The sequence below is a fragment of the Mediterraneibacter faecis genome (assembly GCF_055383675.1).
In genome coordinates, this window is sequence record NZ_AP043803.1 from 276890 (window position 1) to 295156 (window position 18267).

Below are 18267 nucleotides of genomic sequence, written 5' to 3' on the forward strand. Positions count from 1 at the left end.
TACGATGTATATAACATGTCTTGATGTAGAAGGAGTATTAGTACCAGAGATTTGGATTGCATTTGCAGAGGCAAGCGGAATCCCGGAGCTTAAGAAGACGACAAGAGATGAACCAGATTATGATAAGCTGATGAACTGGAGACTTGGAATTCTGAAAGAGCATGGTCTTGGACTGAAGGAGATTCAGGAGACGATCGCAAAGATCGATCCGCTTCCGGGAGCGAGAGAGTTCTTAGATGAGCTCCGTACATTCAGCCAGGTGATCCTGATCAGTGATACATTTACACAGTTTGCTACACCACTGATGGAGAAACTCGGATGGCCGACACTGTTCTGCAACAGTCTGGAAGTAGCTGAGAACGGTGAGATCACAGGATTTAAGATGCGTGTAGAGCAGTCTAAGTTAAGTACTGTGAAAGCACTGCAGTCTATCGGATTTGACACAATTGCAAGTGGAGATTCCTACAATGACCTTGGCATGATCCAGGCAAGTAAGGCAGGATTCTTATTCCGCAGTACAGAGCAGATCAAGGCAGATCATCCGGAACTTCCGGCATATGAAACTTATGGGGAATTGCTTGCAGCGATAAAAGATGCGATGAACATGTGAAATAAAAAATAAAAAGTGGATTGCTATAATCGGTGAGTCCATGTTATACTGACTTCACGGGAAGTCAGAACACCCTTAAGGCGGCCTACCCTCTTCGGAGGGGCACCACCCTCCAGACGAAAGAAAGGAGGGATGCCAATGTACGTTACATATTCGGATTTGATCCAGATAGGTATCTTCATTGTCACTCTCATAGGATTGTGTTACACAATCTTTGGGAGAAAGAAATAGCCGCCACTACTGCCAATAGTGAACGGCTGATGCTAAAAAGCATATAAGTTTTCATTGTCGGAAGGTAGGCCGTGTGTTCTAACTTCCCCATCTTTATGTTCAATATATCACATCTGACAACATGAGGCAAGTAAAATTCGATAAGTAATATCGACATTTTACTTGCCTTGTGAAGAATTAAGCCTTCTCTTTTGATTCTTTTACTGCGCGATATATTTTCGAAACGATAACGCAGACAGAGAAAACAATACCAAGATAAGAAACAAATTTCATAACGAAATTCATTAATACTCCGAAAGAGCCAAAGTTGGAGAATATAAATGCTCCAATACAGATAACTGCAACGACAACTTTATACCATTTGCTTGATTCAGGCTGGATATTTGATGCGGCAACCCAGGCCATACCTGTAGCAGTTGTGTAGGTGGCAAGAACAACAATGATTCCATAAAATGCGTAGAATACATTACCAAGTCTCTGCGCAAGCATAAGGAGAGGAATATCTGCTCCGGCTACGATGGATGCATTTAAAATAAATGCGATAAAAATGAAAACCTGAGATAATACAGTGATCGTCTGTCCAAGAACATTTCCGAATACCAGTTCTTTCTGATGGTCGGCACGGGTTGAAACATTTGCGCTGTAAGCACTCATATTTAATACAACGTATGTGAAGTTTAAAATTGCGCTGAAAATTAGGCTGCTTGACATGGTAAGCCCACTTTTTGCTTTGATTAATTCATTCCCTGCAGCAAATCCGTTTGTTCCGTGCATGTAGCTGTAGATGCAAATGACAAGAACAGAAAGAATAATGATTGGTGCGATATTTCCAAGAATATCAGTCAGTTTTTTCATTCCAAGAAGACTTGTGCCAAGAACAGCAGCAAGCATAATAATGGTTCCTACAGAAACAGGAATATTGAATGCCTGATGTAGAGAAGAGGCACCACCGGCAATCATACTTCCAACCATGAGGAAGAAGGTAAGAGTATTAAACCATTGAATTCCGGTTCCGATATATTTTCCGCAATAGTGTTTGTACATCATTTCCATGTTAACCAGTTTATATTTACGGCAATCTCTTGAGACAACCGCAATGCACAGAAGAATTAATGCAGCAGAAATAATAAGACCTAAGATGGCTGCAATTCCGTGAGCTGCCCAGAACTGTAATAGCTCAGCACCTGTGGCAAATCCGGCTCCAATTCCAAAAGATACGTAGGAACCGGCAAGAATCAGCATTGTTTTAACAGAAAATTGTGTGTTCTTTTTTTCGTCCATAGTTTTCCCTTTCTCATTTCCCAGAATCCTTACATTTGTATAGAACAGGTATAAGAAATGTTCTATAAGTAAGAACAGTTATATTGTTTAGCTGATTAATAGTTAATATGCTTAAAAAGATAATAAGTCGAATTAATCTTTTTGTCAATATGAATAATGAAAAAAGAAATAAAAATATATTTTTATAAAATTATATTGATTTTTTGAAAAGAATCATATATATTTTATTTAATTAATAGTTAATGTGCTTAATAAAAAAGGAGGAGATTTAGCGTAATGAAGCAATATAATGTAGGAGATATTTTTCCGAATCTTCTTATTAGCACGGCGTATAAAGAAGACCGATATGTTTACGATGTCCTTCAAGGTAAGACGATTTTCTGGGTTTTACGTTATATAGGATGTCCAGTGTGCAGATATGATGTGGCACAGATTGCGGCAAACTATAACGAATTTCGTGCCCGTAATGCGCAAGTATTTGTAGTAATGCAGAGTGATAAAACCCATATCAGAGAGACAATTGGAGCGGATGAGTTACCGTTTGATATTATTTGTGATAATGATATGAGATTTTATCAGACGCTGATGATTCATCCGGCAGAATCAATGGATGCACTGGCAGGAGCAAGGAAGGATAAACTGCAGAAAAAGGGTGCATTGGCAGATGAAAATGGATTCATTCACGGAGATTATGAAGGAAATGAGCTACAGCTTCCGGCTATGTTTATCGTGGATGAAGACAGGAAAATCAGTTATGCACATTATGCAAAGGAACTTGCAGACATGCCAGAAATTGATGAAGTACTAAATTCGTTATCGTAATTTATGTGATTAAAAGCGTAGGAGGTAATTTGTATGAACCCATATTTTCCACATTTATTTAGTCCTTTAAAAGTAAAGAAAACAGTATTTAAAAACAGAATTTTTGCAGGTCCTACGGGACTGAAGGAATTGACAGATCATTGGCATCTAGTAACAAAGAATATTGACTATCTGAAAAGAAGAGCCCAGGGTGGAGCTGCATCGGTATGCCTGGGAGACGTTCAGGTAGATGTGACGGGTGACATTTCATGGAATCCAAAGGTGAGAGCGTGGGATAAGGAGAATGAACCTGGGTTTTATGATATGGCAGGGGCAATCCGCTCACAGGGAGCACATGCATCTATGGAATTGGTACATGCAGGAATGCACTTTCATGAGGCGGACAGAATCAATTATGGACCAAGTGATATGATTGATGAATTTGATCAGGGAGACGGATACGGAATCCGCAGACATAAGATTATTGCAATGCCTCGGGAAATTATCGATCAGGTAGTAGATTCCTACGGAAAAGCTGCATTACGTGCAAAACATTGTGGTTTTACATCTGTTTTATTGCATGCAGGGCATGGATGGCTTCCAGCGCAGTTCTTGTCTCCAGTCTTGAATCACAGAGAGGATGAGTTTGGCGGAAGTTTGGAAAACAGAGCAAGATTTACGATGATGGTAGTAGATAAGATTCGTGAATACTGCGGTCCGAACTTTATCATTGAAGCAAGAATCTCGTGGAAAGAAGGAATGTATGACGGATATCAGTTAGAGGATAGCATCAGATTCTGTGAGATGCTGGAAGAGCACGGTGTAGATATGATACAGGTATCCTGTGGTTCTCTTCATTTTCATGATTCCACGATTCTGTCTTGTCCAAGCTGGTTTGATGTAGAAGAAGGTCATAATTTGAAAGCAGCAGAAGAGATTAAGAAACATGTGAAGATTCCAGTTGGAACAGTCGGAGCCGTTACAGATCCGGGACTGGCGGATAAGTGGATTGAAGAAGGAAAAGTAGATTACATTATAATGGCGCGTGCATTGCTGGCTGATCCAGACTTCCCGAAAAAAGCAATGCATGGAAACGTGGAAGACATTCGACCATGTTTGCGTTGTCTATCCTGTATGACAGGAGGTTATTTTAATCTGCCAATTCATTGTTCCGTTAATCCGCAGATTGGAAGAGACAGTGATTATAAGTTTGCACCACTTCCTACAGAAAAGAAACGCGTGTTGATCGCAGGCGGTGGACCGGCTGGAATGGAAGCAGCAATTACAGCATCCAGAAGAGGACATGAGGTGATTCTCTGTGAGAAAGATTCTGCATTGGGGGGATTACTTCAGGTTGTAGAAAAGGAATCCTTTAAAAAGCGAATCGGTATGTATAAAGAATATTTAGAGTATGAACTTGGAAAGAGTGCGGTGGATATCAGATTAAATACGGTTGTTACACCGGAACTTGTAAAAGAGCTTCGCCCGGATGTATTGATCGCTGCAGTAGGAGGACATCCGATTATTCCGCCAATCAAAGGCATCGAGAAGGCAGTTCAGATTGTAGATTACTATAGAGATGAGTCTGAAGTGGGTGAAAACGTATTAGTACTTGGAGGCGGATTTGCCGGAGTAGAGTGTGCAATTGGTTTAGCACTGGCTGGTAAGAAATCAACAATCATTGAAATGTCTGATGCGCTCGCATCAGGTCCGAATACGCCGTACCCTGGAACAGGAGCAATGCAGATTGATGCTCTTTGGACGAACGTAAAGAAAAATAACGTTCAGGTAATGTTAAACACAAAATGTGTTGAAATTACAGATGAGGGAATGATTTGTGAAGATAAGGATGGAAATCGCATTGAATTGAAAGCAGACAAGGTGATTGCAGCCACAGGGATTGCTCCAAATGAAGCAACGGTAGATGAACTGCGCGAAACAGTGATTGATTTCGAATGGATTGGAGATTGCAATCAGCCAGGATTGATCCGTACTGCGGTCAGAGACGGATATGATGCAGCATTAAATCTATAAGACAGTGAGGAATAGACTTTATGAAGTATGATTTTGATAAAGTGATTGATCGAAAGGGAACGCTGAGTTATAAATGGGAAACCGGTAATATCAGTTATCCGAAAAATCCGGATGCGTTACCTTTTTGGATTGCGGACATGGATTTTCCATGCCCGCAGCCTATAGTGGATGCCATTCAAAAGAGGGCTGCGCATCCGGTTTATGGTTATAGCAAAGTTGCTGACGATGCGGCAGAACTGATTGCAGCATGGGAGAAGAAAAGAAATGGCTGGGATGCAAAGCCGGAATGGGTTGAATTTACAAATGGAATCGTTCCTGCATTGAGTGTTATGGCAGAAGCTTTCACAGAGCCGGGAGATGGAATTATCATTCAGCCACCGGTTTATTATCCTTTTAGAGAGACAATTATAAATAATGGAAGAAAAGTTGTGGAGAACAAACTGGTCTATGACGGGGAATGTTGGAAAATTAACTTTGAAGAACTGGAAGAGCTGGCAAAAATGCCGGAGAATAAAGTGCTGTTTCTCTGTCATCCTCTGAATCCGGTTTCAAGAGTTTTAAGTAGAGCGGAACTGGAAAGAATCGCAGATATCTGTCTAAGAAATAATGTTCTCATCGTTGTGGATGAAATTCATTCAGATCTGATTTATAAACATTGTAAGTTTACATCGATCGCAGGGCTTAATAAAGAGGTAGAACAGATCTGCGCAGTTGCAACTTCTCCGTCGAAGACTTTTAATGTTGCCGGTTTGCAAATGTCAGCGATTTTTATACCGAATGAAGATTTGAGAAGAAAAGTCGGTGAAGTAATCGATAAACGTGTTCTCTATATTGCGCCACTTTTTGGTGCAGTAGGGTTCGAAGCAGCTTATAAGTATAAAGAATGCGAGGATTATCTGGAGCAATTGATTGATTATTTATGGGACAATTACCTGTTTCTGGATGATTATTTGAAGAAATATATGCCAAAGATAAAATGTCAGAAACCGGATGCAACCTATCTCCTTTGGTTGGATTGCAAAGAACTAGGTCTTTCTGAGCAGGAATTGGAAGAATTCTTCCTGGAAGAAGCCGGAATCGCATTAGATGTTGGGAAAGATTTTGGCGGAGAAGGGGCAGGATATATGAGAATTAATATCGGATGCCCAAGAGTAACGCTGGAAAAAGGTCTGAAACTTTTGAAGAGAGCCTATGATAAGAAAGGTTATTAAACATCATAATTAAGTATCATAATAGTTAAACTGGTTTACAAATGAAAAACAGAGATGTTATAATAAAAAGGTTCTATTGAAATCAATGTAAACTGGAGAAATGTTATGAATAAAAGAAGTGAAAGACTAGACGAATTATTGGATGTGTTTGATAAAGGCTATAGCTTATGTGCACAATATGATGAAATACCGCATCAATATGGAGAAGAGGTACTCTATCAGTCAGAAATGCATTTCCTGCAGGCGGTTGGAAATACAGGAGACATAACAATAACCACAATCTCGCAGCAGTTAGGGAAAACCACAAGCGCATGTTCTCAGATGGTACGAAAATTAAAAAAGAAAAACCTGATTGAACAACGGAGAAATGAGAAGAATAACAGAGAATATTATTTGAATTTAACGCCGAAGGGAAAAGAAATTTATCTTGCGCATGAAAAGCTGGATCACAAATGTATTCAGAGAACAAAAGAAGTGCTGGACGAATTTAATGATGAAGAACTTGAAATTTATATCAGAATACAAAAGCAATTAAATGAAACATTTCAAAAAGATGTACAGGAGAATGGAGCACTGGTAACACTGAAAGCTGTAAATTAAATTGTGAATAAAAGGAAAGCGGAACGCGATTGGCAAGATCACGTTTCGCTTTCTTTTATTTATGGACTCACAGACTAAAGTCCATAAATGATGAAAATCGAGAGTGTATTGAAAAATACATTCTCGATTTTCGTATATAGATTAATGTAGAAAATCATGATAAGATAGAAAGACAAAGAAGTATTAGCAGAATCAGCAGCATAGAAAAATGGAGGTGTTGGAAGTATGGGTAGCTATCTGAATCCAGGAAGTGATCTTTTCGAAATGGCTTTGAGATCACAGATATTTGTTGATAAAAGCGGACTGATAGAGAAAACAAATCGCTGTGTACGAACATTACAGAGATATATTTGCGTGAGCAGACCAAGAAGATATGGAAAATCTATGGGTGTTGATATGCTTGCAGCTTATTATGATAGAAGTGTAGATACAAAGAATCTATTTCAAGAACTAAAAATCAGCAGCACAGAAGAATATGAAAAACATTTAAACCAGTACGATGTTTTGAAAATAAATATGCAGGAATTTCTCAGTGCAACAGAAAATATAGATCAGATGTTTCGTATGTTGAATGAGTATCTAATATTTGATTTGAAAGAACAGTATGGTCAGGTACGATTCCGTGACGAAAGCAATCTGGTTCAGGTAATGAAAGATATTTATAGTTATACAAGACATCCTTTTGTAATATTAATTGATGAGTGGGACTGTCTGTTTCGAGAATATCAGCAAGACCAGGAAGCACAAAAGAAATATTTGGATTTTTTGAGATTCTGGCTGAAGGATAAAGAATATGTAGCGTTGGCTTATATGACGGGAATTCTTCCGATAAAAAAATACGGTTCTCATTCAGCACTCAATATGTTCACAGAATATTCTATGACCGATCCGGGAGAACTGGCAGAGTATTTTGGATTTACAGAATCAGAAGTTGAAAATTTATGTGAAGAATATGAAATGAACTTTGAAGAAGCAAGTGCGTGGTACAATGGATATCATTTGATTTCACATGAAGAGGGAGTACGAAGAGTACATTCTATGTATAGTCCGAAATCTGTAGTAGAAGCAATGCAAAAGCGAAAATTCGGAACATATTGGAATCAGACAGAGACATACGAAGCTCTCAAAGTTTACATTCAGATGAATATGGACGGGCTAAAAGATACCATTATTGAAATGCTTGCAGGAGAAAGCGCACGCATCAATACAGGAACATTCAGTAATGATATGACAACATTTGCAACAAAAGATGATGTATTGACATTGTTGGTACACTTGGGATATCTGACCTATGATAATGAGAAAGAAACCGTTGAAATTCCAAATAGAGAAGTGTCTCAGGAATACGTAAATGCAATCAGTACAATGGATTGGACAGAAGTAATTCAGTCAATAAATGCTTCTAGAAAATTGTTGGAAGCATTGTGGAATATGGATAGTGAAAAGGTTGCAAATGGAATTGAACAGGCTCATAAAGAGATTTCAATATTGGAGTACAATGATGAGAACTCATTAAGCTGTGCAGTTAATCTGGCATTTTACTTTGCAAGAGAATATTATACCATTATTAGAGAAATGCCAGGCGGTAGAGGATTTGCGGATATTTGTATGATACCAAGAAAAATTCATCTCGATAAACCAGCTGTTATGATTGAATTGAAGTGGGATAAAAGTGCAGAAGGTGCGATACAGCAGATGAAAAATAAAGAATATATAGATGCACTGAAAGACTACCAGGGAGATTTACTTTTGGTGGGTATCAATTACGATAAAAAGACAAAAAAACATAGCTGTATTATCGAAAAATGGAATCTTTAATACGGTGATTTACTAGAAAGGCGGAAAGGACAACAACCAACATGTTATACGATGAAATCATAAAGATAGTGACACTGGCAGGGGAACTGATGCTTCAGGCACAGGACGAGGAACTGACAGTTTTTGATAAAGAAGGAACTGCAAACTTTGTGACAAAGCATGACAAGGAGATTCAGTTTTATCTGATTCAGAACCTGCGTCAGCTTATACCGGAAGCGACATTCCTTGCAGAGGAAGACGGGATGCAGCAGGAACTTGGAGATGGCTATTGTTTCATCATAGATCCGATTGACGGAACAACGAACTTCATCTTTGATTACAAGCACAGTTGTATTTCAGTCGGATTGACAAAGTATGGAAGAATGCTGTTTGGATGTGTTTACAACCCTTACACAAGAGAAATGTATTCCGCTGTGAAAGGCGAAGGAGCGAAGCTGAACGGAAAAGAGATTCACTGTTCGGATAAAGGACTTGCAGACAATCTGGTTGCATTCGGAACTGCACGCTATCAGACAGAAGATACTGACAGAATCTTTGAACACGCGAAGAAACTGTATCTGAACAGTCTCGGGATTCGTGCAGGTGGTTCAGCAGCACTTGATATCTGCCGCGTGGCGTCCGGCACAAATGGAGTCTATCTTGAACTGATGCTGTATCCATGGGATTATGCGGCAGCGTCTTTGATTGTGATGGAAGCAGGAGGATTTATCTCAACGGCAGAGGGCGGAATGATCACGTTGGATCAGCCGTGTTCCATCCTGGCAGCAGGACGGCAGTGCTGGAAGGAAGCAAGTCAGCTGTTGAGTGAATGATCAGAAGAATGGAATAGAGAAAAAATAGAAGGGGACTGAATTCATATGTTTACGCATGAGATGATAAAATCTTTTAATCAGTTGGAGATGGATGTATATAATTACATTGTCAGCAATGAAGAGAAAGTAGTATATATGAAAGTACGTGAACTGGCAGAGGAGGTTCATGTTTCGACAACAACGATCCTTCGCTTTTGTAAAAAGGTAGGATGCGAGGGATATTCTGAATTCCGTTTGAAATTAAAACAGGAAGTCAACAGCAAAGAACAGAAGAAAATCAATATGGATCTTACTGCGGTTAAAGATTTCTTTGAGAGGGTGCAGACACAGGCATTTGCTGAGAATATCCAGGAAGCTGTGAAGTTGCTTACAAAGGCATCGTCAATTATATTTGTAGGTGTGGGGAATTCTTCTATTATAGGAAAGTATGGGGCAAGATATTTTAATAATGTAGGTTGGTTTTCTTTTGCAATTGATGATCCATTTACTCCGGTATTTCGCGGAAAAGGTGAGAGGACAGCTACAATCGCATTGTCTGTATCAGGAGAGACGGAACAGACACTGATGTTGGCAGAAAAGTTGAAAAGAAGAGGGAGCAGCCTGATATCTATTACAAATAAGGCAAACTGTTCTTTGGCGAAGATGAGTGACTGCAATATAAATTATTATGTTTCAGAGTATAAAAAAGACGAAAATTATGATCTGACATCCCAAATGGCAGTCGTTTTTATTTTGGAATTAATCGGAAGAGAATTGGAGGGCGTCCATAATGATACAGATGATCTGTTTCAAAATGATATGGAAGACTTATTTCATTAAGGTTGTAGAATGTAATGGTACGAATAGTAACCAGATAAGTAACAAAAAAAACAGGATACACGAAAAAGTATCATAATATACAAAAAAGGAAAATGAAAACAGTGCATTTTACACAATAAAGTAGAATGCCCTGTTTTTTTTATGTAACAAATTCCGTCTATATGGAACGGAAACCAGAAACAGGAAAAAGTACTGACAAAATGGAAAATGCCTGTTATACTAGCACCATCAAAACAAACGAGAAAAAATTAGGGAGGAAACAATCATGGTAATTCGATTATTTTGTGCAGCAGGAATGTCAACAAGTCTTCTGGTAAAGAAGATGGAAGAGGCAGCAAAGGAAAAAGGAAAAGATGCTGATATCGCAGCATATCCATTTACAGATATGGAACGCATGATTGAAGGCGTGGATGTAGCACTGCTCGGACCACAGGTAGGATATCAGCTTGCCAGAGCAAAAGAGATCTGTGATCCAAAAGGGGTTCCGGTAGATGTGATCCCAATGCAGGATTATGGAATGTGCAATGGAATGAATGTTTTGAAATTTGCATATAAGCTTGCGAAAAATAAATAAGAGAAAACAAAGATACACAATTTAAAGTAAAGGGTAGTAGCAAATGAAAGAGAAATTTAACGAAAAAGTAATCCCTGTGCTCCTTAAGTTTATTAATACAAAGGGAATACAGTCAATAAAAAATGGTATGGTGACTTCCATGTCTCCTCTGATCATCGGATCAATCTTCCTGATCCTGTCAAACTTTCCGGTAAAGGCAGTTGTCGATGTATTAGAGTCTACAGGAATCAAAGCAGTATTAGATCAGGCATGTGGTGCAACATTCTCCATCAGTGCGATGATCGCAGTTATCGGTATCAGCTATAGCTATGCGAAACTGGAAAATCAGGAACCACTCAACTGTGCAATTATTTCATTGGCATCATTCTTGATTCTGATGCCTTCGTCCAAAACAACAGAAAGTGGAGAAGTTGTTGGTGGAATCATTGATAAGACATGGACAGCAGGACAGGGAATGATTGGAGCAATCATTGTCGGATTGATCGTACCGCTTGTTTACTGTTGGTTTTTGAAGAAAAATATACGTATTAAAATGCCGGCCGGAGTTCCGGAAGGTGTAACAAATGCATTCTCAGCATTAATCCCGGCATTCGTAATCCTGACAGGGACTGCAGTAATTCACGGTATCTGTTCTATTGGATTCAACACAACAGGTATGGAAATTATTTACAAAGTTGTTCAGACACCACTTCAGAAAATGACAGACTCCCTTGGTGGAGCAGTTCTGATGTGCTTTACAGGACCATTCCTGTGGTTCTTCGGAGTTCATGGTTCAACAGTAGTTGGTGGAATCATGACAGGACTTTTACAGGCAAACAGTCTTGCAAACCAGGCTATTATTGACAGTGGTGTAGAACTTACAATAGCAAACGGAGGCCATATTGTAACACAGCAGTTTTATGATCAGTTTATCAATATAACAGGTGCAGGTATCACAATCGGACTTGTAATGTATATGTTCTTCTTTGCAAAATCAAAACAGTTGAAAGCACTTGGTAAAGTGGGAATTATTCCGGCATTATTTGGAATCAATGAGCCAGTTCTGTTTGGTGTTCCGATCGTTATGAACCCAATGCTTGCAATTCCGTTTATTGGAATGCCTGTGATCGCATGTTTAATCCAGTATTTTGCACTGTATACAGGAATCTGCCCATTATATGGAGCAACACAGATCCCATGGACTTGTCCACCGATTATCTCAGGATTCCTTTTAGCAGGATGGAAAAGTGCTTTGCTTCAGTTAGTAATCCTTTGTGTTTCATTCTTTGTTTATCTGCCATTCATTAAGAAGGTTGACAAGATGAATCTGGTTCAGGAGAAGAATCAGCCAGTAGAAGATGAGGATGAAGATTGGTAAAATCAGAATTTAAAAATAATAAAAGCAGGACAGGAGACAAAAATGGACGAAAAATTTGAATTGGCATGTTTTCAGATTATTACATATGTAGGTACAGCAAGAACACATTTTATCAATGCAATCCATTGTGCGAAAGAAGGAAAATATGATGAGGCAGCAGAGCTGATTAAACAAGGAGATGAAGCCTTTTCACTTGGGCATAACGCTCATGCAGACCTTCTGACAATGGATGCAAACGGAGAGATTTCTAATGGATACATGCTTCTGATGCATGCAGAAGATCAGCTTATGAGTGCAGAGAGTTTCCGTATTCTCGCAGATGAATTCATTGCACTGTATAAGAGAATTGATGAGAAATAATCATCAAGATGTAATTGGATATAGAAACAGAAAAGTTGGGGGCAAAAGCCCCCAACACTATTATACAAAGCAATTAAGACAACAGGAAGGAAATAACAATGGGATTTCGAAAAGATTTTCTCTGGGGCGGCGCAGTTGCTGCTCATCAGCTGGAGGGTGCCTATGATCGAGATGGAAAAGGCTTGAGCATTATGGACGTTGTAACCAGCGGAGATGTAAATACAAGAAGAAGAATAACAGGTGAAATACTAAAAGGCGAGAATTATCCGAATCATGAAGCAATCGATTTTTATGATTACTATAAAGAAGATATCCGCTTATTTGCGGAAATGGGATTCAAGTGTTTCCGTACAAGTATTGCATGGACACGTATCTTCCCAAATGGTGATGAAGAACAGCCGAATGAAGCCGGATTAAAATTCTATGATGACATGTTTGATGAATGTCTGAAATATGGGATCGAACCAGTGATCACACTGAGTCATTTTGAGATGCCTCTGCATCTCGTACAAGAGTACGGTGGATGGAGAAACAGAAAACTGATTGATTTCTTCGTGAAATTTGCAGTAACATGCTTTGAGCGATACAAAGACAAAGTAAAATACTGGATGACATTTAATGAGATTAATAATCAGGCAGATATCGGTGACGGATTCATGCTTTACGCTAATTCCGGGATTGTAGTTAAACCAGAAGAAAATGTAGAAGAATTGATGTATCAGGCATCTCACTACGAACTGGTTGCCAGTGCCGAAGCGATAAAAGCAGGACATAAGATCAATCCGGAATTTCAGATTGGCTGCATGATCGCAATGTGCCCGATTTATCCGGCTACCTGCCGTCCGGAAGATATACTGCAGGCTGAAAAAGCCATGCAGAAAAGATATTATTATACAGATGTGCATGTAAAAGGAGAATACCCTGTAAATATTTTGAAATACTGGGAAAGAAAAGACCTTAAGATTGACGTAACAGAAGAAGATCTTGCAGTGTTAAAACAGGGCTGTGTCGATTACATTGGTTTCAGTTATTATATGTCTTTCTGTACAAAAGCAGAACCAGACAATCCGGAATATGATTACCGTGGAGAAAAGGATCGTGTAAAGAACCAGTATGTAAAGGCGAGTGAATGGGGATGGCAGATTGATCCGATTGGACTGCGCTATTCATTGAACTGGTTTACAGATCGCTACAAAGTACCATTGTTTATTGTAGAAAATGGATTTGGAGCATATGATACTTTAGAAGAGGATGGAAGCATCCACGATCCATACCGTGTAGAATATCTGCAACACCACATTTCAGAAATGAAAAAGGCGGTAGAGGAAGATGGTGTAGATCTGATGGGTTATACACCATGGGGATGCATCGACCTTGTCAGTGCAGGAAGCGGTGAGATGGATAAGAGATATGGATTCATCTATGTGGATAAACATAACGATGGAACAGGAGACTTGTCCAGAAGAAAGAAAGATTCTTTCGAGTGGTATAAAGAAGTTATTTCAACAAACGGCGAAAATATCAATTAGTTAATAGAATGACTATTAAAAAAAGTGTCTATATCAAGAAACGATAAAAGGTTCTGATATAGACACTTTTTGCACGTGGATTCAAAAAAGAAGAGATTCGACATTACGGATTTGCATTTGAAGGAAAGAAAATTCTGATCGGGACGCGAGAATAATGTTACAAAACATGGTGAAAAAGTGCGGAAAAATGTTACAAGAACAGGCGGAAAACACGGAAAAAAGTATCTATAAGGTGAATCTGACGGGATTGTAAAAAGTTATCCACATTTTATAAACAAAAAAATTGAGTTATGAACAATAAACACATTGCAATTTGATATCACATCACGTATTCTAGAACTACTCCTGTTAAGGGGCGAGAGATATTGTTGCCAATAGGATATGAATTTAGATGGCGACAAGTTGGAGCAGATTTTACTTTGTTTATGACATCGCTTTAGTAGTAACAATGATAACAGAGGCTGTTTTTCAGACTTATGGGGAAGTCTGTAAGGATAGTGGATCGTTAGAAGAATACGAAAGAGAGATGATGTGAAGATGAAAAACAAATTACAACAATATTTTCCGATGATTCGCACGGAAGGTGAGGTGCTGAAAGAACTACGGAAAAATAAGCAGCTATGGGAAACATTTTGCGGATGGGAAGAAAAATATCAGAAAGAATACCTTGACATCTGTACAGGTGTAAAAGGAGTGAAATTACTGTATGATACTTACTTTAAGGCAATTATGAATCCTGATACAAGACCAGAACGGTTAAATGATTTCCTGTCGGAAATACTTGGAAAGAAAATTAAGATTTTAAAAGTTCTGCCAAATGAATCAGCAAAAATAGCAGCGGAAAGTTCACTTCTTATTATGGATATTGTTGTTCAGTTTGAGGATGGCAGTATTGCAAATGTAGAAGTTCAGAAGGTAGGATACTTGTTTTCGGGACAGAGAAGTGCCTGCTACTCTTCGGATCTGTTGCTCAGGCAGTATAAAAGAGTCCGATTAGAATTAGGAAAATCATTTACTTATAAAGAAATTAAAAAAGTATATACAATAGTTCTGTTTGAGAAAAGCAATGCAGCTTTTACTAAGTTTTCAAAAGAACAATACATCCATCGCTTTGAACAAAAAAGTGATACTGGTGTGGAGATGGATTTGTTGCAGGAATATACTTTTATTTGCCTTGACATTTTTAATAACACCATTCATAATAAAGGCAGAAAGATAGAGAGCAGACTGGAAGAGTGGCTCGTATTTTTAAGTCAGGACGATCCAGACATGATTATCAATCTGTTAAATTGCAATCCGGAATTTAAAAGGATATACGAGGAAGTCTATACCATCTGCCTGAATATGGAGAGGATGATGAGTATGTTTTCAAAAGAACTTGAGATTTTAGACCGAAACACAGTAAAATTGATGGTTGATGAGATGATAGAAGAATACACTAAAATGACGGAAGAACATGCAAAAAGGATGGAAGCGTTAGATGAAGTAGGCAGACAGATGGAAGCTAAACAGGAGAAGCTGAAAGCTGATGAAGAGAAACTGAAAGCTGACGAAGAAAAACTGAAAGCCGACGAAGAAAAACTGAAAGCCGACGAAGAAAAACTGAAAGCCAATGAAGCGAAATTAAAAGCAAGGAAAGAGAAGTTAGAAATAGATGTAGCTAAACAGAAAGAGCGTGCAGAGACAGCAGAAGCAGAGGTTGAGTATCTGCGAAAGCAATTAGCGGAGCTGCAAAAATCAGATAAATAATAACGGAGAAGAGCCAATATTCGAGTTTGTCAAGAAATACAGGAATATTGCCTCTTCTTTTTTGAACTTAGGAAGAGGTAAAATAAAGGGTGTAAGTTTTTCACCTATCCCCTATATTCCCCCGGCTGGCAGTGGTACTTCTCCTGAAATTTCTTATAGAAGAAGGTTACATTCTGATTACCGTATAGAATATTTGAAAGCACACATTTTAGCTATGATGGACGCCGTAGAGATTGACGGTGTGGAAATTATGGGTTATACTTCATGGGGATGCATTGATTTAGTTAGTGCTTCAACCGGTGAAATGAAAAAACGTTATGGCTTTATCTATGTTGACAAAGATGATAATGGAAAAGGCACGCTGAGACGTACAAAGAAGAAATCATTTGACTGGTATAAGAACGTAATTGAAACCAATGGACAATGTTTAAAAGAAAGAGGCGAGAAGTAGGTATGTTTTCATTTTTTAAGAAAAAACAGGCTCCTGTAGAAGAGAATAAGCCATTCGTTGTAAAGGCTTATCTGTCAGGAAAAGTAGTACCAATCGAGGAAGTAAAAGACGAGGTGTTCTCATCTAAAGCATTAGGTGACGGACTTGCAATCGAGCCGGAAGAGAATGTGATCGTGGCACCATGTGATGCAACAGTATCTGTACTGATGGAAGGCTCCAGACATGCAGTTGGACTTACACTTGCGAACGGAGTAGAGATTCTGATCCACGAAGGAATCGACACTGTGAACATGGAAGGTGACGGATTCGAGTACTTCGTAAAAGAAGGAGATAAGGTAAGCGCAGGAGACAAGCTGCTTTCATTTGATCCGGAGAAGATCAAAGCACACGGATATGAGAAAACATGTATTCTCGTTGTTACAAACGGAGATGATTATCCGGATATGAAGCTACACACAGGAATGGATGCAGTACAGGGCGAGACAGTGATCGCTGAATTTTAATGATTAATTACGGCTGATGATAAGCCGCCGGAGACAGAACTTTGAGAGAATCTTAAAAACTGTCTCCGACGGCTTTTTTTTGGGTTGAAAGCGAAACGTTTCGCACTAATCAAGTGCCAAAAAAGTGCAAGAAAACGGAGAGGTTCGACATATTGTTGAAAAATAACAAAGAATAGAAAATGAAGAAAAGAAAAAAAGTAAAATAACACAAAGGATATAAGCTGCTTTTGAAATAAAAAAAGAAAAGATATATTTTGTGAAAAAAAAGAACAAATTATGTAAAAAGAATGTATAAAAAATGAACAAAATTAATTGACAAGATCAGGTGTGCATACTATAATTTGTTTAATACTAAATGACATATGTCTTGGTTTTGAACGAACCGTTTTACTATAAGAATCGTAAATCAGGACAAAGGAGTCGAGGATCTAATATGAAGAACGATTTGAAGCATCTAAGAAGAAGCGAATTGATCGATCTGATCTATGAGATGAAGAAGCGGGAGATAGAGCTTCAGACCAGGCTAGATGAGGCAGAGGCAAAGCTTCAGGCCAGAGAGATCACGATGGAGAAAGCAGGAACGATCGCTGATGCGGCAGTGGAGCTAAGTGGCGTATTCCAGGCGGCACAGGAAGCTGCTGACACCTATCTTAAATCGATAAAAGCAAAGGAAAAAGAATTGGCACGCCTGACAAAGCAGGCCAAGAAGAACATGCGAGATTAGAGTAGTGAAGAAGAAGGAAAAACTTTCAGTTGATATCCCTACAATAGAAGAAATTGAGAACGAACAGAAGAGGCTGAGACACCGGGCGGTATATCAAAGAACACTCCGCGGTACGATCGCAGTGCTGCTTGTAGTTGCGGCAATTTCTGTTCTTGTGGCTACCCTGTGGATGCCGGTTCTGCAGATTTACGGTTCTTCCATGTCACCGACATTGGAAGCCGGGCAGATCGTAGTATCGGTGAAGACCAATCAGTTAAAAACCGGAGAGGTGGTTGCATTCTGGCAGGGGAATAAACTCCTTGTAAAGCGTGTGATCGCAGGTCCGGGACAGTGGGTTGATATTGATATGGACGGAAATGTGACGGTTGACGGAAAAGAACTGACAGAAGACTATTTAGATGTGAAAGCACTGGGAAATTGTGATGTAGATCTTCCACATCAGGTAGAGGAATCACGTTGGTTTCTTATGGGAGATAACCGAGACGTATCCGTAGATTCAAGAAGTGCTGCGATTGGTGATGTTTCAAAAGATCAGATTGAAGGAAAGATTGTATTTCGAATCTGGCCGTTGAATAAAATAGGAAGCATACAGTGAAATAATAGTAACTGTTCAGAGCCAACCTCCAAAATGCTACGCATTTCGGAGGTGTGGCGTATCCGCCAAATAAAATTTCAAAAACGGTCTAAAAAATGCAAGCATTTTAAACCTTTTTTGAAATTTTGCTTGGCTCTGAACAGTTACAAATAATTAGTTTAGTATATAAGGTATCGAAGGGAAGACTAACACAGGAAGGCAGCAGATA

At 38.9% G+C, this 18267-nt stretch carries 19 protein-coding genes; 18 read left to right on the forward strand and 1 reads right to left on the reverse strand.

Annotated features, from left to right (window positions below):
- Nucleotides 1-4 precede the first annotated feature (4 nt).
- On the forward strand, nt 5-610 hold the full coding sequence (gene thrH, locus ACZ47Z_RS01320; protein ID WP_054751921.1) for a bifunctional phosphoserine phosphatase/homoserine phosphotransferase ThrH: 606 nt from the start codon (nt 5-7) through the stop codon (nt 608-610).
- Nucleotides 611-1018: 408 nt separating this feature from the next.
- On the opposite strand, the gene ACZ47Z_RS01325 is transcribed toward thrH, so the two are convergent.
- On the reverse strand, nt 1019-2122 hold the full coding sequence (locus tag ACZ47Z_RS01325) for a YkvI family membrane protein (RefSeq protein ID WP_464525791.1): 1104 nt from the start codon (nt 2120-2122) through the stop codon (nt 1019-1021).
- Nucleotides 2123-2398: 276 nt separating this feature from the next.
- On the opposite strand from ACZ47Z_RS01325, the gene ACZ47Z_RS01330 reads away from it, so the two are divergent.
- From ACZ47Z_RS01330 to lepB, 17 genes are all read left to right on the forward strand, one after another.
- Nucleotides 2399-2944: a redoxin domain-containing protein gene (locus tag ACZ47Z_RS01330; RefSeq protein ID WP_054751925.1), complete on the forward strand. Its 546-nt coding sequence runs from the start codon at nt 2399-2401 to the stop codon at nt 2942-2944.
- A 33-nt stretch (nt 2945-2977) separates the two neighbouring features.
- Nucleotides 2978-4957, forward strand: a complete 1980-nt coding sequence (locus ACZ47Z_RS01335) for an oxidoreductase (RefSeq protein WP_226871116.1) — start codon at nt 2978-2980, stop codon at nt 4955-4957.
- Between the two features lie 20 nt (nt 4958-4977).
- On the forward strand, nt 4978-6168 hold the full coding sequence (locus ACZ47Z_RS01340) for a MalY/PatB family protein (RefSeq protein WP_464525792.1): 1191 nt from the start codon (nt 4978-4980) through the stop codon (nt 6166-6168).
- A 105-nt stretch (nt 6169-6273) separates the two neighbouring features.
- Nucleotides 6274-6768 carry a MarR family winged helix-turn-helix transcriptional regulator gene (locus ACZ47Z_RS01345; RefSeq protein ID WP_054751933.1) on the forward strand — a complete coding sequence of 165 codons (495 nt, stop codon included), beginning with the start codon at nt 6274-6276 and terminating at the stop codon, nt 6766-6768.
- 225 nt (nt 6769-6993) lie between these two features.
- Nucleotides 6994-8586, forward strand: a complete 1593-nt coding sequence (locus ACZ47Z_RS01350) for an AAA family ATPase (protein WP_226871114.1) — start codon at nt 6994-6996, stop codon at nt 8584-8586.
- Between the two features lie 41 nt (nt 8587-8627).
- The gene (locus ACZ47Z_RS01355; protein WP_464525793.1) at nt 8628-9398 is read left to right on the forward strand and encodes an inositol monophosphatase family protein; all 771 of its coding nucleotides are present in this window, start codon (nt 8628-8630) and stop codon (nt 9396-9398) included.
- Between the two features lie 45 nt (nt 9399-9443).
- Nucleotides 9444-10217 carry a MurR/RpiR family transcriptional regulator gene (locus ACZ47Z_RS01360; RefSeq protein ID WP_464525794.1) on the forward strand — a complete coding sequence of 258 codons (774 nt, stop codon included), beginning with the start codon at nt 9444-9446 and terminating at the stop codon, nt 10215-10217.
- Nucleotides 10218-10482: 265 nt separating this feature from the next.
- A complete protein-coding gene (locus tag ACZ47Z_RS01365) occupies nt 10483-10791 on the forward strand; it encodes a PTS sugar transporter subunit IIB (protein WP_117498965.1) in 309 nt (102 codons plus the stop codon).
- A 43-nt stretch (nt 10792-10834) separates the two neighbouring features.
- A complete protein-coding gene (locus tag ACZ47Z_RS01370; RefSeq protein WP_054751939.1) occupies nt 10835-12148 on the forward strand; it encodes a PTS sugar transporter subunit IIC in 1314 nt (437 codons plus the stop codon).
- 42 nt (nt 12149-12190) lie between these two features.
- Nucleotides 12191-12508 (forward strand): PTS sugar transporter subunit IIA, encoded by a 318-nt coding sequence (locus ACZ47Z_RS01375; protein ID WP_020436744.1) that lies wholly within the window; start codon nt 12191-12193, stop codon nt 12506-12508.
- A 98-nt stretch (nt 12509-12606) separates the two neighbouring features.
- Nucleotides 12607-14037: a 6-phospho-beta-glucosidase gene (locus ACZ47Z_RS01380; protein WP_226871110.1), complete on the forward strand. Its 1431-nt coding sequence runs from the start codon at nt 12607-12609 to the stop codon at nt 14035-14037.
- Nucleotides 14038-14428: 391 nt separating this feature from the next.
- Entirely contained in the window at nt 14429-14572 is a 144-nt protein-coding gene (locus ACZ47Z_RS01385; protein ID WP_181982361.1) for a hypothetical protein, read from the forward strand.
- A 2-nt stretch (nt 14573-14574) separates the two neighbouring features.
- Nucleotides 14575-15786, forward strand: coding sequence for a PD-(D/E)XK nuclease family transposase (locus tag ACZ47Z_RS01390; RefSeq protein ID WP_083475068.1), 1212 nt, complete (start codon nt 14575-14577; stop codon nt 15784-15786).
- Nucleotides 15787-15847: 61 nt separating this feature from the next.
- A complete protein-coding gene (locus ACZ47Z_RS01395) occupies nt 15848-16237 on the forward strand; it encodes a family 1 glycosylhydrolase (RefSeq protein ID WP_464525795.1) in 390 nt (129 codons plus the stop codon).
- Nucleotides 16238-16239: 2 nt separating this feature from the next.
- Entirely contained in the window at nt 16240-16740 is a 501-nt protein-coding gene (locus tag ACZ47Z_RS01400) for a PTS sugar transporter subunit IIA (protein ID WP_054751943.1), read from the forward strand.
- A gap of 433 nt (nt 16741-17173) precedes the next feature.
- Nucleotides 17174-17464 carry a hypothetical protein gene (locus ACZ47Z_RS01405; RefSeq protein ID WP_054751945.1) on the forward strand — a complete coding sequence of 97 codons (291 nt, stop codon included), beginning with the start codon at nt 17174-17176 and terminating at the stop codon, nt 17462-17464.
- Between the two features lie 4 nt (nt 17465-17468).
- The gene (lepB, locus tag ACZ47Z_RS01410; protein WP_207660766.1) at nt 17469-18059 is read left to right on the forward strand and encodes a signal peptidase I; all 591 of its coding nucleotides are present in this window, start codon (nt 17469-17471) and stop codon (nt 18057-18059) included.
- Nucleotides 18060-18267: the final 208 nt, after the last annotated feature.

What these genes read in the sequence shown, in the direction of transcription:
- thrH (WP_054751921.1), top strand. Translation starts at nt 5, where the DNA reads ATGTATATAACATGTCTTGATGTAGAAGGAGTATTAGTACCAGAGATT.
- ACZ47Z_RS01325 (WP_464525791.1), bottom strand. Translation starts at nt 2,122, where the DNA reads ATGGACGAAAAAAAGAACACACAATTTTCTGTTAAAACAATGCTGATT.
- ACZ47Z_RS01330 (WP_054751925.1), top strand. Translation starts at nt 2,399, where the DNA reads ATGAAGCAATATAATGTAGGAGATATTTTTCCGAATCTTCTTATTAGC.
- ACZ47Z_RS01335 (WP_226871116.1), top strand. Translation starts at nt 2,978, where the DNA reads ATGAACCCATATTTTCCACATTTATTTAGTCCTTTAAAAGTAAAGAAA.
- ACZ47Z_RS01340 (WP_464525792.1), top strand. Translation starts at nt 4,978, where the DNA reads ATGAAGTATGATTTTGATAAAGTGATTGATCGAAAGGGAACGCTGAGT.
- ACZ47Z_RS01345 (WP_054751933.1), top strand. Translation starts at nt 6,274, where the DNA reads ATGAATAAAAGAAGTGAAAGACTAGACGAATTATTGGATGTGTTTGAT.
- ACZ47Z_RS01350 (WP_226871114.1), top strand. Translation starts at nt 6,994, where the DNA reads ATGGGTAGCTATCTGAATCCAGGAAGTGATCTTTTCGAAATGGCTTTG.
- ACZ47Z_RS01355 (WP_464525793.1), top strand. Translation starts at nt 8,628, where the DNA reads ATGTTATACGATGAAATCATAAAGATAGTGACACTGGCAGGGGAACTG.
- ACZ47Z_RS01360 (WP_464525794.1), top strand. Translation starts at nt 9,444, where the DNA reads ATGTTTACGCATGAGATGATAAAATCTTTTAATCAGTTGGAGATGGAT.
- ACZ47Z_RS01365 (WP_117498965.1), top strand. Translation starts at nt 10,483, where the DNA reads ATGGTAATTCGATTATTTTGTGCAGCAGGAATGTCAACAAGTCTTCTG.
- ACZ47Z_RS01370 (WP_054751939.1), top strand. Translation starts at nt 10,835, where the DNA reads ATGAAAGAGAAATTTAACGAAAAAGTAATCCCTGTGCTCCTTAAGTTT.
- ACZ47Z_RS01375 (WP_020436744.1), top strand. Translation starts at nt 12,191, where the DNA reads ATGGACGAAAAATTTGAATTGGCATGTTTTCAGATTATTACATATGTA.
- ACZ47Z_RS01380 (WP_226871110.1), top strand. Translation starts at nt 12,607, where the DNA reads ATGGGATTTCGAAAAGATTTTCTCTGGGGCGGCGCAGTTGCTGCTCAT.
- ACZ47Z_RS01385 (WP_181982361.1), top strand. Translation starts at nt 14,429, where the DNA reads ATGGCGACAAGTTGGAGCAGATTTTACTTTGTTTATGACATCGCTTTA.
- ACZ47Z_RS01390 (WP_083475068.1), top strand. Translation starts at nt 14,575, where the DNA reads ATGAAAAACAAATTACAACAATATTTTCCGATGATTCGCACGGAAGGT.
- ACZ47Z_RS01400 (WP_054751943.1), top strand. Translation starts at nt 16,240, where the DNA reads ATGTTTTCATTTTTTAAGAAAAAACAGGCTCCTGTAGAAGAGAATAAG.
- ACZ47Z_RS01405 (WP_054751945.1), top strand. Translation starts at nt 17,174, where the DNA reads ATGAAGAACGATTTGAAGCATCTAAGAAGAAGCGAATTGATCGATCTG.